Source organism: Latilactobacillus fuchuensis, from assembly GCF_900258455.1.
In the GTDB taxonomy this organism is placed as follows: Bacteria; Bacillota; Bacilli; order Lactobacillales; family Lactobacillaceae; genus Latilactobacillus; species Latilactobacillus fuchuensis.
In genome coordinates, this window is sequence record NZ_LT984417.1 from 1,883,189 (window position 1) to 1,897,038 (window position 13,850).

14 protein-coding genes are annotated in these 13,850 nt (G+C 38.1%); 3 read left to right on the forward strand and 11 right to left on the reverse strand.

Annotated features, from left to right (window positions below; genetic code table 11):
• Positions 1–193: 193 nt before the first annotated feature.
• On the reverse strand, positions 194–1,378 hold the full coding sequence (locus tag LFUMFP_RS08990) for an LTA synthase family protein (protein WP_158697742.1): 1,185 nt from the start codon (positions 1,376–1,378) through the stop codon (positions 194–196).
• A 33-nt stretch (positions 1,379–1,411) separates the two neighbouring features.
• Positions 1,412–1,786, reverse strand: a complete 375-nt coding sequence (locus LFUMFP_RS09965; protein ID WP_233210642.1) for a hypothetical protein — start codon at positions 1,784–1,786, stop codon at positions 1,412–1,414.
• Positions 1,787–2,255: 469 nt separating this feature from the next.
• On the opposite strand from LFUMFP_RS09965, the gene LFUMFP_RS09000 reads away from it, so the two are divergent.
• Entirely contained in the window at positions 2,256–3,137 is an 882-nt protein-coding gene (locus LFUMFP_RS09000) for a phosphate ABC transporter substrate-binding protein PstS family protein (protein ID WP_025083310.1), read from the forward strand.
• A gap of 393 nt (positions 3,138–3,530) precedes the next feature.
• Here the strand turns inward: LFUMFP_RS09000 and LFUMFP_RS09850 are convergent, their stop codons facing one another.
• From LFUMFP_RS09850 to LFUMFP_RS09020, 6 genes are all read right to left on the reverse strand, one after another.
• Positions 3,531–3,668, reverse strand: coding sequence for a hypothetical protein (locus LFUMFP_RS09850; protein ID WP_155833373.1), 138 nt, complete (start codon positions 3,666–3,668; stop codon positions 3,531–3,533).
• Positions 3,669–3,884: 216 nt separating this feature from the next.
• The gene (locus tag LFUMFP_RS09005; RefSeq protein ID WP_025083309.1) at positions 3,885–4,643 is read right to left on the reverse strand and encodes a LytR/AlgR family response regulator transcription factor; all 759 of its coding nucleotides are present in this window, start codon (positions 4,641–4,643) and stop codon (positions 3,885–3,887) included.
• Between the two features lies 1 nt (position 4,644).
• Positions 4,645–4,902 (reverse strand): GHKL domain-containing protein, encoded by a 258-nt coding sequence (locus tag LFUMFP_RS09970; protein ID WP_233210643.1) that lies wholly within the window; start codon positions 4,900–4,902, stop codon positions 4,645–4,647.
• Complete coding sequence (locus LFUMFP_RS09975) at positions 4,868–5,953, reverse strand: sensor histidine kinase (RefSeq protein WP_233210644.1); 1,086 nt, start codon at positions 5,951–5,953, stop codon at positions 4,868–4,870. The genes LFUMFP_RS09970 and LFUMFP_RS09975 overlap by 35 nt, the downstream gene beginning before the upstream one ends.
• Before the next feature lie 92 nt (positions 5,954–6,045).
• Complete coding sequence (locus LFUMFP_RS09015) at positions 6,046–6,321, reverse strand: hypothetical protein (protein WP_025083308.1); 276 nt, start codon at positions 6,319–6,321, stop codon at positions 6,046–6,048.
• Entirely contained in the window at positions 6,275–6,526 is a 252-nt protein-coding gene (locus LFUMFP_RS09020) for a cysteine peptidase family C39 domain-containing protein (protein ID WP_081779536.1), read from the reverse strand. The genes LFUMFP_RS09015 and LFUMFP_RS09020 overlap by 47 nt, the downstream gene beginning before the upstream one ends.
• A 385-nt stretch (positions 6,527–6,911) precedes the next feature.
• On the opposite strand from LFUMFP_RS09020, the gene LFUMFP_RS09025 reads away from it, so the two are divergent.
• Positions 6,912–7,250, forward strand: a complete 339-nt coding sequence (locus LFUMFP_RS09025) for a hypothetical protein (protein ID WP_106483493.1) — start codon at positions 6,912–6,914, stop codon at positions 7,248–7,250.
• 737 nt (positions 7,251–7,987) lie between these two features.
• Here the strand turns inward: LFUMFP_RS09025 and LFUMFP_RS09035 are convergent.
• Together LFUMFP_RS09035 and LFUMFP_RS09040 are read right to left on the reverse strand one after the other, a co-directional pair.
• On the reverse strand, positions 7,988–9,781 hold the full coding sequence (locus LFUMFP_RS09035) for an ABC transporter ATP-binding protein (RefSeq protein ID WP_106483495.1): 1,794 nt from the start codon (positions 9,779–9,781) through the stop codon (positions 7,988–7,990).
• A 3-nt stretch (positions 9,782–9,784) separates the two neighbouring features.
• Complete coding sequence (locus LFUMFP_RS09040; RefSeq protein WP_106483496.1) at positions 9,785–11,497, reverse strand: ABC transporter ATP-binding protein; 1,713 nt, start codon at positions 11,495–11,497, stop codon at positions 9,785–9,787.
• 142 nt (positions 11,498–11,639) lie between these two features.
• Between LFUMFP_RS09040 and LFUMFP_RS09045 the strand changes: the two genes are divergently transcribed.
• Complete coding sequence (locus LFUMFP_RS09045; protein ID WP_106483497.1) at positions 11,640–12,311, forward strand: TetR/AcrR family transcriptional regulator C-terminal domain-containing protein; 672 nt, start codon at positions 11,640–11,642, stop codon at positions 12,309–12,311.
• Positions 12,312–12,349: 38 nt separating this feature from the next.
• On the opposite strand, the gene LFUMFP_RS09050 is transcribed toward LFUMFP_RS09045, so the two are convergent.
• Positions 12,350–13,525 carry a multidrug effflux MFS transporter gene (locus LFUMFP_RS09050; RefSeq protein ID WP_106483498.1) on the reverse strand — a complete coding sequence of 392 codons (1,176 nt, stop codon included), beginning with the start codon at positions 13,523–13,525 and terminating at the stop codon, positions 12,350–12,352.
• Between the last annotated feature and the right edge of the window lie 325 nt (positions 13,526–13,850).

The window sequence follows — 13,850 nt, forward strand, 5'->3', positions numbered from 1 at the left end:
TACATCGCCAAATTGATGCGTTTTTGAGCAGAAAAAAAACAAAAACAGTTGCTTTGCGCGATACGAAATCGGCTGAACTATTTTTGTTTTTCATGAATACCGTGCTGGACAATAGATCAGCACAATAAATTTTTCTACGGATTTTCGCAGTTACTTGTTAATATACACGCCTTTTTCAGAAAAGTCAATTAACCTATTTCTTATTAAAGACAAACGTATTATTGTAGAATTTAGAATTTTCTGACAATTCATTAGTCACTTTCTTTAACCCTTTTTTCTCAATCAATGTTTTTTGATTAGAAAGTAGATTTGTGCCTAGCCCTAATTGATTGCCCTTAATTTTAACACCCATCGCTGCTAATGTTGTTGGGAACATATCCATTGTACTAAACTGCCGGTTCTTCGTTTTAACAGTTGTCGTTGTCTTAGGCGCATTCAAAACCAGATTGAACGTATGCCGACCCGATTCAGGAATCTTCTTATAATAGTTCACATCCATCCCCAGATGATCGCCATCCACAATAATGGTTGTATTCTTATAGAAGGATTGCGTTTTTGCCCATTTAATAAATTCAACAATCTGATGATCTGAAAAAGCAATCACGTTAGAATATTGATTGCTATATTGATTGGGCATATCCTTTTCAACGTAACCCCCAATATGGTGAGTGTTAGCTGTCAGCATCGTTAAATTAAACGGCTTATTCGATTGACTTAATTTAGTCGCATCTTCTTTAGCGTATTCAAATAATTTTGAATCTTCATACCCCCACCAAACTTTGTAATCTTTCGAAACTCGTCCGGTCTTACGAGCTGTTAATAAATCATCAATTTTAACATTGCCATGTTGTGTAAATAACGTCCGTCGACCACCGAACGTCGCATCGGAACCAAATAAAGCGACTTGGTTATAGCCTTGATCGGCTAAAATATCGGTTAACGTCGTCATGCCTGGTAAGAACTGGGCGCCTTCACCAGTCCCATAATCATTACCGTCAACCGGTTCCTTCAAGGGCATGCCTGCAGTTTGAGCAACCATTCCTGCAATCGTCCAACCAGTTCCGGGTAATTGTTGTGCACCACCAAATTCCTTATCCGTATTCGAGAAATGAATTCCCTCTTCTTCAGCTAATGCGGTTAGCTCTGGTAATAAATTCTCATCCATCTGTCCGCCAAGCGCTTTAGAAGTCGCCGTTGATTCTAATGATTCCGCGTAAATATAGATTAAATTGCGTTTTTGTTTCGGAAAGGTCAACTTATCTTCGGTCGGCTTAACGTAGTTATTTTCGATAAACGCTGAATCCGAAGTAAAGTACTGATAAAAACCAACCGCATTAATTTTGACCGCCGCAATGGTCGTTAAAATTACAAAAATCAAGACACTCGGCAATATGACATACCGGCCAATTAATTATTTTTTGAAAAGCGGTTTTTTAAGCTGACAGGTAATTGCAAATCGTCTTAAATAAACTAAAGCCACCGCTAAAACCACTAACAGCACGAGTGACCCTAATAATGGCCCCGTGATGAAGGAGCTAATGAAATTACTATCAACACCTTCCATAGGTTGCCGTAAATTATACACAATCTGTTCCGGTGTCAACAAACCGAAATTCTGATTTGCCCAGTTACTAGCCACTAAAAAGAAATAGGCCAGCGCTAGTAAAAAGGCACTTACTAAACTACCATAAGGTCGACCAGGATAATCGACGAATTCTAAATCGATTTGAATGAATCGTTTTAAAAACCAATCAATCCCAATTAACCCTAATTGAATGAGTGTCACTAATACTACAAATTTAAACGTAAATGCCGGTTGAAAAAGGCCATCCTTCAGGCTAAGCCAATTACCAAATAATAGCTTAATCGCAACAACCGCTATCCCTAGCGTCAGCGCGCAGTTTAAATATAGTTTAAATAATAGCCGAAAATTTTGTGGTTGCCGTTTAATGATTGTTACTAATAACGGTAGTATTACCAACAAATAGCAAGTTGCAATAAATAACATTCTTAATACTCCAATCTATCAAATTAATAACACATGTTTCTACTATACTGCAATTATTAACGGTAATCGAGACTCGTTCATCAAATGATTGATATTCTTAATTAAATTAACTCAATATCAATTGATCCCTTAACCCATTATTTACAATTTTACGACACGACCTTTACACGAACTAGTAGTGAACCTTTACAATCGCTGGCTATACTAAAGGTATCAACTCAATATAGTTCTTCAGGAGGAATTTAGTATGAAACGATTTGGTGCAACGTTATTCTCAATTGGGGCAATTGCTTTAGTATTAGCTGGTTGCCAAGGTAAAAAGACATCGCAGGTGGGCACAGAAGCCCAACCCGTTAAAATTACGGCAGTCGGTTCAACCGCACTGCAACCACTCGTTGAGCAAGCTGGCGAAGCCTACCAAAAAAACAATACCGATGTCAATATCACCGTCCAAGGTGGCGGTTCTGGGACTGGCTTAACACAAATCAGTTCAGGCAACGTGACGTTAGGCAACTCCGATATCTTTGCTGAAGAAAAAGACGGCATCGATGCTAAAAAATTAGTCGATCATAAAGTCGCGGTTGTCGCAATCGCGCCCGTCGTCAACGAAAAACTCGGCGTCAAATCATTAACCAGTGCACAATTGCTCAGCATCTTTAACGGCAAGACAACCAACTGGAAAGAAGTTGGCGGCCCCGACGAAAAAATCACCGTCGTTAACCGGGCACAAGGCAGTGGCACGCGTCAAACTTTTGAAAATCTCGGTTTAAAAACGAATAAAGTCGTTGCGAGTCAAGAACAAGATTCTTCCGGAACGGTTCAAAAAATCGTCCGTCAAACACCAGGTGCCATTAGCTACCTCGCCTTTCCTTACATTAAAGATGGCTTAAAGGCGGTTGCGTTAGATAACGTTCAACCAACTGAAAAAAACGTCACGACCAACACATGGAAAATCTGGTCGTATGAACATATGTATTCAAAAGGCAATCCGAACTACCAAACAGCGAAATTCATTCGCTACATTCAATCTGAATCCGTTCAAAAAACGTTAGTACCCAAATTGGGTTACATCCCAATGACCAAGATGACCGTTGAACGTCACGCCGACGGCCAAATTCAAGATATCTAAACAGTTTTCAAATTAAAAAGCCTTTTTCCGATTATTGTTCAGTCAGAAAAAGGCTTTTTTGAGTGACGAATTATCATGCTAGTGGTTGGAATTTTTAATAATTTTTGGTGTCGCCAGAATCATAAAACTTATATCATTATTTGCAAAAATGCAGTAGACCCCAATAATTGAAGATAATTTTATGCAATTTTCTCGGTGTGTTTAACCCTGTATTCGACAAGGCTTAAACCACCGAGTTTTTACCTAAAAGAATCAAAAAAACACCCTCCCACAACAGCGAGATGGTGTTCTGAAATAGCGATAGATCAGAATATCTATTAACGTTTTGAGAAGAGACAAAATAATATTTATGATTTTCATTCTATAGGGATCCTTCTTCTTCTCTCACCACTTCTATTTAAAAAAGCCTTTTATTGCATTTAATACATCCTTGGCGACATGAGGACCTCCAGAAATGATATCAAACCCTCCAGGAGTTCCTCCTTTGATTTTTTTCAATTCTTCTTTTGGCAATGTTTTTCGATTTGTCATCTGAACCGCTCTCCTTCTAGTTGATGACAATAGTATATTTTTTTCTTTGATTATTTAGTAACTTATATCCGGAAATCAACAATTTATGTCTTGAAATGAAGACCTATTTTGAGTTCAAAAGGAATGCTCTTGCTGATTTTTTTCTTCCAAGATTCATTTACCTGAATTTACTGATTATTCCTGTTTATTGTTCTTTCAATCGTTATATCATAGTCCCTATTTACGAATTGAGCTTTCGGTGCTATCCAAGGTTTTTCTTAGGATTTTGTTTTTTGCCAATGGGAACCTACAAGAATACTCTTCTGGAAAGAATATCGTTCTACTCTTATAATCTACAGAAATTACTTTATTTGGATTGATTAGAAACGACTTATGAATACGAAGTAATTCAGGATATTCTTTTTCTAAATCATTCATCTTCCCATAAAATTCATACATCATGTTTCCGCCGTATAATATAATTTTATGAGGCGTGACCGACGTTTCTAAGAAGTAAATCGAAGTAATATCCACTCTAAAGTTCCTTGTACCAATCATAAAGGATAGATGACGTTCATTAGTGCTATTGTCCACAAATGTTAACTTGTGGCGTCCATCCAAAATATTTTCTATTTGTCCTTTTTCACTTTGATCGTCCTTAACAATATAATCTAACGGTGCTATTTGTCGTTTTAACGTCTCCATTGCCAATTCTTGATGAGAAGTGATGAAGACGATTTGAGCGAACTCATTATCAATTCTAATACGTTGTGCGATATCAATTCCATCTAAATGTTTTCCAAGATCGATATCCAAAAAGTACAAACTATTCGTTACCTTGTTTTTGGATAAATACAAGAAAATATCTCCCGGATCAGTCGTTGCTAAAACCAGTTGCATATCATAATCATTGATCATAACCCAATTATCGATGATTGCCTTGTAATGAGACATCAAAATTATGTCATCTTCGCAGAGAATAATTGGTAATGTCATATTATTCACTCTTTCTTATAGTTAGTGTAGAAACAAACATTCCTTGATTTGAGTAATGTGCCAGGTCAGCTTGCTTGGTCGAAGTAAGGATATCCTGAGCATTGGATAAGCCTAGTCCCCTGTCCTTTCCCTTTTTACTAAATCCTACTTTTTTCATCTCTGATAAAGAAGGTAGCTTGCCAAGGAAAGAATTTTCAATTGAAATCTCAATCGAATCGGCAGAATCAATGAACAATGTATTTATTTTTTTCTGATTCAATTGCTGCTTCCACCGCATTATCGATTAATATACCTAAGATTCGGACAAGTTTGATTTCATCCATATTGATGTTTTCTATTGGAATAAGACATTCAAAATTTACCTCAATGCCAGATTGTTCTGCATGGATTAACTTTGCTACCATCAAGGATTTTACGGAGTCTACTTTTAAGTTGCTTAGTCCTGAAAAACGCATCACACTGTTATCTATCATCTGATGAGAATAATCGATCATCTTATTTAAATACCCTTCATCGATCGCAGCTTCATTTTGCATTGCCTTGAGACCTAGTAACATATTTTTATAGTCATGGCGGAATTTACGCAGTTCATGATAGTTCCTCTCAATGTCCGTAGTATAGACTCGCATCATTTCCATCTGTTCCTTAAGGTTGCTCAATTCTGTTTTTTCGTGATTCTTTTTCAAAGTAAGATAAGTAAAATACATCGTAACCGAGAATTGAGTAACTAAAAAACTAATCATTACGATTTGAAAAACACCTAGTATCTGCATCCTTCTTAATACTTCTCCAAACAAATAGACAAACGTCAAAAATATTCCCAGCTGCATACAATACACTTTTGCTTCTTCGGAATGAATTGAACGTTTAATTACCTTTGATTTTATTGTCAACGCAATGATGATTGATAGAATCCAATCAAATCCAATCAAAATAACTACTAACAAAGGTCCTCGTTCATTCAATACGTTGAATTCGAGTTTAAAGATTCCAGATATGATGATGGATGAAAAGAGTGGTACTATGCTATAAATCGTTAAGGAAAGCAAAAGACCCAATAATTCGGTAAATTTGACTTCTGGTTCCTTTCGCCAAGACTTAAATCTTAGTATCACAATTAAAGATATCAGTGCGATTCCAGTCAAAAGTGCATCTGTTACTGAAAGTAATGTGAGTGGAAAAAGGAATATAAGTAGCGCAAAATAGACTGATTTTTTTCGAATATTTGTTAGTAGCCCAATCATGAATAGAAATAGCAACAGATCAAATAATTCTTTAAAAAAATACGAGAAAGAATCTACAAAAACCATATAAACACTTCCTTATTATTATAGATATCTAATTATAACAAGAATCAATAAAAATAGGCAGAATGTTTATAGTGCTCTATACTGTTCTTTTTTTAAGCGATTGCCATCATTTTCCAAAGTTCTTCATAGGTCCCTTTTAGTGCTCTTAATTGGGGATGAGTTCCAGATTCGACAAGCTGCCCTTTATCTAAGACAAATACCTGATCACAATCTTTTGCAATGGATAAGTGATGGGCGATAAACAGAATGGTTTTATCCTCTAGATTCATCAAATTTTGAATTATTTGATGCTCTGAGCGAGTATCTAAAGCACTAGTTATTTCATCGAGATGGATCAGGCAAGTCTTCTTCTTTCCAAATTGATCCATCAGTTTGGAAAACCTGTGTTTGAAATTGGAAATCGTTTAAGGCTTGGACTAATCCAAAGGCTGAAGTACCTTGGCTGTTTGTCCCGGACATTAAACGTAATTTACTGATAGGAACGCTCGTATCATAAAAATTTAGGACCATAGAAAGACAGGCAACACCACAATCTTTTTCATCATGTTGCTTAATCAACTTTATTTTTCTCATTGTACGTACACCTTCTCTAGCACTTAATATGGTGTAAATATACTTGTATTCATATAATATTATTCAGAATTGTCCTGAAATCACTCATTCATATCCTAAAGTGAATAGAATTACAGCTGAAACGATAAATGAGTAAAAATTACTCTAAAAAGACACTGGTGGATAGGCTCGTTTACATTTCAGTACAGAATAATATCATCTTGAGATAATTTACCTTAAAAATTCAATTCGAATGATATATTTTTTTCGTAATAAAAATTATATGAGAGGTTTTACTATGAAAAACGTTCAAAGTTTAAGCAAAGAAGAATTGGTACTAGTAGTCGGGGGCGGTGCAGGACAAGACTGGATTTCACAAAAATAAATCTTTATAAGGAGGATTACTATGCCGAAGAATCAAAAAAAGGATTTCTTTTTAACTGCTTCTATTGCGATAATTGGGCTGGCAGCAATATACTATTCAAATACATTCTTGAATAGTTTAGCGATGTCGCTTTTTTCAATCGGCATAGTAGTCTTAACTACTCTACCAGTTCAAATCAGAAAAAAGAAACAGCGCAAATTAATTGCGGATTATTTAAATAGGATCGATACTACTTTACAAGAAAATATTTATGAAGCTACTCAAGTCACTCCGGAACAATTAAAAAACTATACGGTACTAGGAACTGGCATAGCATCTTCTAAGCTTTATAAAATTGAAGAAATCATGTCAAAGATGTAGAATGCATATTCATTTAATCATTTGATAGACTATAACAAATCGGGTAGCCAACCGTCATAAAACTTACTCCGTCTAAGACATATAACATAATTCCTTTTTATCCCCTTTCCATTATCCAGAAATTTTTGATCTGATGAATCGATCGCTCTTATTCATTTTTTTCGTAGATATTGGATAAACAGGATAAGATTTTACCAAGATTTTTTTAACTGTTTCAAACAGAACAACATAATAAAAAGCTAATAATGAAGTAGACCCCTGAAATTGGAGAAATCCAACGTCAGGGGTCTACTTCATACTTCTCTCGATTCAGGACCGTTTTTTTATTGTTTTGAGATAAAAAACCAAACAAAGAAGAAACTGGTGGTACCTTGTATATGTAGCATAAATCTATTTGAAAGGGCGTTTTATCATGCAAAAGTTTCAAAAACTAAACGAACAAGAATGGTAAAGGTATTAATTTTCTCTGCTGTAATCTCTTTAATTGCATTGGGTAACTATCTAAAGAAGAAAGATTTACCTTCGAAAAAGAAATTGATTTTAACAGTTGCCATAGCAATCTTTTTGATTATCTATGAATTTTTCTGGAGTATTTTCATTTGATAGATAATGTTATTCTATACTAAACTAAAAAAAAAGCCACTTCATCAACCGGTATTATTCGGTGATGAAGCGGCTTGTTTTAGGGTATGCTCGAAGATTAACCGCTCGAGTCACGCTCTGTTTTGACTCGCGCTCTATTCGAATACAAATTGATTGTTGTACAATTCGGCGTAGAAGCCTTCTTGTTCTAATAATTCTTGATGGCTACCTTCTTCGATTATCTTACCGTCTTTGAGGACAATAATCCGATCGGCATTGAGGATTGTCTTTAGACGATGGGCAATCACAAAACTGGTACGGCCTTGAATCACGTTATCCATCGCTTTTTGAATGCGGCTTTCCGTCACGGTATCGACGTTACTTGTCGCTTCATCCAAAATCAACAGCGCTGGATCGGTAATAATCGTCCGCGCGATACTGATTAATTGTTTCTGACCGGTACTAAAGAGATTGTCCTCTTCACTGACCTTGGTTTGGTAACCATCTTCTAGCGTTTCGATAAATTCGTGAATGTGCGCTTGTTTAGCCGCCGCAATCACTTCTTCATCGGTCGCATCCGGTTTCCCAAAGACAATATTATCGCGAATCGTTCCTGAGAATAGAACGGATTCTTGTAGGACAATTCCGACGTGCGAACGTAAACTATCAAGGTCCATTTCGCGAATATCGACGTCATCAATCTTAACCGCACCGTGATCCACATCGTAGAAACGATTCATTAAATTCATGACCGTTGTTTTCCCGGAACCAGTCGGGCCAACGAGGGCAATCATCTGGCCCTTATCGACTTCAATGTTGACGTCATGCAAAATTTGTTTGCCTGGCAAGTAGCTAAAGTCGACGTTTTCCATCGTAACTGAACGGTCAATACCGGTTAAAGCCACTCCATCAGTTGGCCGCACTTCATCGGCTTCATCGAAGACTTCATTGACTCGTCGTGCACCAGTGATTGCCAATTGAATCATACTGTAACTCGATGATAATTGGGCAATTTGGTTATAGAATTGTTGCGAATATTGCACGAAAGTCACGACTAATCCTAAGGCGACTGATTTTTTAATATCACCATTAACGGCTAACCAGCTCCCGAAGAAAATAACAATCGCCGTATTGACCAACGACATCCCCTGCATCAATGGGAAAATCATCCCAGAATAAATTTGACCTTTTAACGTCGCTTTACGGACGTTTTCATTATGGCCAATAAAACCATCAATCGTTTCAGCTTGTAAGCTGTTGGTGATAATCACTTTTTGACCGGTGATTTTTTCATTGATATAACCATTCAACTTACCGACTTCATCTTGTTGTAAATTGACGTATTTTTGCGCTTTAGTGATGATAATCCACGCCAGGATAAATGAAATCGGCACTGAAGCAACCGTCACCCAAGCGAGTTGGACATCTTTTTTAAACATCATAATCAATAAACCAATCAATAAGGCTGAACCTGAAACAATTTGACTTAAAACTTGGTTCATCGCGTTATAAATATTATCTAAATCGCTGGTGAATCGACTTAAGATATCGCCGTCGGAATGACGGTCGAAATATTTAATCTGCATCTTTTGTAACTTATTGAATAAGCCAATCCGCATTCGGTTGGTCGACAACGCGTTGATCCGTGAAAAGACCATGCTCGACACAAACGTTGCCGCGGAACTAAAGACATAAAAGAGAATCAATGAAACGATCACTTCAACGAAAGCGTCTTTGGAAGCGCCGCTAGTTGGTAAGTGTTTGGCTTTTAAAATTTGGAACTTAGTAGCGTATTTAACCAATTCATTTAAAGCATTCCCGATATATTCTGGTGCCTTAACTTGTAAATAAGTCGCAATAAAAGTCATCACGAGGATGATCACGAATGACGGCTTATATCGTTTTAAATAATGGTAGAAAAACGTCATGGCGCGTTTAAATTCTTTCATGGCTTATCCTCGCTTTCCTTTTTGAGTTTCGAAAATTTCACGATAAACATCGTTGTTAGCGACCAATTCATGATGGGTGCCGACACCGACTAAATGACCTTCATCGAGGACTAAAATGCGATTCGCATTGACGACTGACGAAATCTTTTGCGCAATAATCAGCGTTGTCGTCTCTTTCAATTCACGATCGAGCGCTTCTTTGACTAATTTTTCAGAATGCGCATCTAACGCACTGGTACTATCATCCAAGATTAAAATCTTAGGTTGCCCAATCACACCCCGCGTAATTGATAAGCGTTGCTTTTGACCACCCGAGAAGTTAGCGCCCCGTTCTTCAACGGGTGCCTCGTAACGTTCAGCCAGTTTTTCGATAAATTCTTTTGATTGGGCGATGCCAGCAGCGCGGTCCAGTTCGCTTTCTGCCGCATCTTCGTTACCGTGGCGCAAGTTTTGTGAAATCGTCCCTGAGAATAAAATCGCTTTTTGAAGGACAAATGATACCGTATTGTGTAAATTATGTTCATTCAAATCCTTGATATCAACGCCGCCGATTTTAATTTGACCCTTAGTGGGATCAAACAAACGCGGAATTAATTGGGCCATGGTTGACTTACCGGCACCGGTTGCGCCGACAATCCCAATCATTTCACCCGGATTAATTTTAAAACTGATATCTTGTAACGTTTCGTGGTCATCATCGGGATAACGGAAATCAACGTGGTCAAATTCCAAACTACCGGCTAAATCACGATCAGGTACTTCTGGATAGACAATATCCGGATTCGTATCGAGAATCTCTTGTAGCCGTCTCAATGAAACAGCCCCCCGAGACGCCATCATCATCATCATCCCACCCATAATAATCGACATCATGATTTGCATTAAGTAGTTCATGAATGACGCAATCGCCGCAATCGCTGTTGGATCAGTATCGACTAAGTTACCGACGAAATAAATTGAAGCGACAACGGCCAAGTTAGCGACTAACATAAACGACGGAATCATGACTGAGAAAAGCATCCCGACAATCGCTGTATGGTGTTCTAACTTGTCACTCGTTTTACTAAAACGGGCAATTTCGTTGTCTTCTTGGACAAACGATTTAACAATTCGCGTGCCCATTAAATTTTCTTTGGCTAAGTTGTTAATTTTATCAATCAAGTTTTGGATGGCACCGAAGTGTTTGCCCATTGAGCCCATTGATAGGAAAGTAATCACAAAAACCAGCACTACTAATAGGATAATCACCCACCAAAGGCTCGGTAATGAATTCATCGCTAAGATAAAACTACCGACAAATAAAATTGGAATCCGAAAAATGGTTTGTAACGTCATCATAATGACGTTTTGAATTTGGGTCATATCATTCGTGAGTCGGACCGATAGATTACCGACCGAGAATTTCTCGATATTCGCAAATGAGAATGTCTGAATTTTTCTGAAGGTCGTTTCCCGCATATCCGCGGTCATCCCCTGGGCTGTCACCGCAGAAGTAATCGTATTGACGATGCCGGCAATCAAACCGACAATCGCGATGATAATTAAATATATTCCGACTTGCATGACCTTATCTTGGTCATTTTTCATAATGGCTTCTAAAACATCTTGCAATAGTTTCGGTTGCCATAAAGCTGAAGCAACTGAAACAACGGTTGCTAATAATGACAGGCTGAAAACCCCAAGATAGGGTTTTAAATGTTGTTTGAGCATCGACATATGCATCCCTCTTTTTCCTAAATTTGAATTGTGATTCAAACTATTGTACAGTATAAACGAACACTGTTCGGGTTACTACTGTACCAAATTTTAAAAACAATTTCAATCAATTTTTCTGAAAATGTAAAGGGGTTTGACTAGAATGGTCAAAAAAGACATTTCTGATACACAAATCATCAAAACAGCCTTCAAAATTCTATCGATTAACGGGACTGCTGAATCGCTCTCCATTCGCAAGATTGCGGCCGAATTGGATATTAGTGTCTCCACTTTTTATTGGCATTTCGCTAACAAACAAGCGCTACTCCAAGCGATGGCTGATGACGTCATGGCTGAGGTTCTAATTGAGCCTTCGACTGAAGCTTGGGACGTTCAAATCAAAGCGATTTTCATGGCGATTTACCAAACCTATTTGAAATACCCCTACGCTGCCGAATTGATGATTTTGACCGTGCCAGCGACTAAAATTCGCTTGCGTTTAATCAATCAATTGATTCAAATATTACTCGACGCCGGTTTCGCGCCCGATAAAAGTAGCTTAGTGATTGAATCAATCGACCATTTTATCACCGGCTTATTTGCGGATATTGCCAATGAAGTCCGGCTTAAAAATTGTGCCTTAACCAGTCAAGATAATTACATGCGTGAACTGGTTGGCCAAATGCAAAGCATCGCTCAAGAAAATCATTATGATGCTTTCCTAAGTACCTTCGACCAACATCAACACGTCCAACTGGCCTCAGAACCCAAGTTCATGTTGGGCCTCGATATTTTCCTAGCCGGTTTAAAACAACAATTACCACATCACAACTAAAAATAGGGGTAAATCCAGTTTTGGATTCACCCCTATTTTTACGCTTTATTTTGACGAACACCGCCGTAATACGCGATTAACATAATGATCATTAAGCTGACCATATAGATTGGCAGAACTAAAATTGAACCCGTGTGCAGTCGACTAATCCCATAAGTTAACAAACTAATTAACCAATAATACGCGAAGCTAAACAGGCCGCTTGCCGTCCCAATCACGGTCTCATACCCAACTAGTGCTAAGTTCAATGCAATTGGTAACGTCGTATTCAGGCCCCAGAAAGTTCCAAAAATAGTAATGATTATTAAAATCAACTGATCATTACGACTAGCAAAGACTAAACCAACACCACTAAATAATGCCAACCACAGCCCACTGCGAGCCACTCTGACAGCATCAAAATGCGCCAAGCCGTAATTAGTCGTCACTGCGCCTAAGATACTCGCCGCTGCTAGTACTAACCCTAAGAGGCCATATTGAATGGCCGTTAACTTAAAATGACTCATAAAAATAAAAGGTGCTTCAGCATAATAGCTGAACAAAATACCATTAACCCCACTGATTAAAATACCGTAGGCCCAAACTTTCCGATCACTCAGTAATCGTTTCATCAAAGCCCCCACAGCTACTTTTCCAGGCGTCTTTTGAACACGCGTTTCTGGCAATGCTGCGAACGTATATAATCCAGCACTAATCGCCAGCACCACTAGAACTGAAAAAACACTGCGGTAACCAAAGTAGGTCTGGACTAATCCGCCAATTAGTGGTCCCAATGCTGGCGCTAACGCCATAGCCGCGCCAATTTTTGCGAATACCTTAGCACCCGTAATACCGCTGAAAGCCTCACGCATAATCGTCTGCGTGACTACGGAACCGACACTCGCACCAAACGCTTGTACCATTCGCGCCATTAATAACTCGGGAAATTGTGGTGCGCTTAACAAGCCGAGATTCCCGATTAGATAGATGCCAATCCCCCACAACATACTGGGACGTCGACCGATTCGGTCGGATAACCAACCCCAAAATAAAACCCCAAACGCAAAAGCCCCAAAGTAGGTACTCATCGTTAACTGCGTTACTTGTGGACTGACCTGCATCACACGACTAATCTCCGGCAATGCGGGTGTAAAAATTGATTCGCTGATTTGTGGAAAACCAACCAATACAATCATTAAAAGAATTGATGGTACTTTTTTCTGGACGTTTTTCATAATGCACTCCTAATTATTTAATCTGCTGAAAAACGTCCTTAATCATCTACGGCAACACACACAATGAATTGCGGGTAACTCATCCGAATAACCTCCAATATAATCAATTTTTTTATTCATGATTTGAATCGTACATTGACTATATCAAAAAACAATTGCGAGTTCAAACTAAGGTGATATTCAAAGCCTGACCAACAACTCGAACCAGCGCTCGTTTTCTTTAACGCGCTAACCCAAGCAGACCTTTCCGCCTAACTACAGAATTGCCCATATGATTAAAGCTCAAATCATATGGGCAATTCTTAGGTTATGCTCAAGGTCAAAC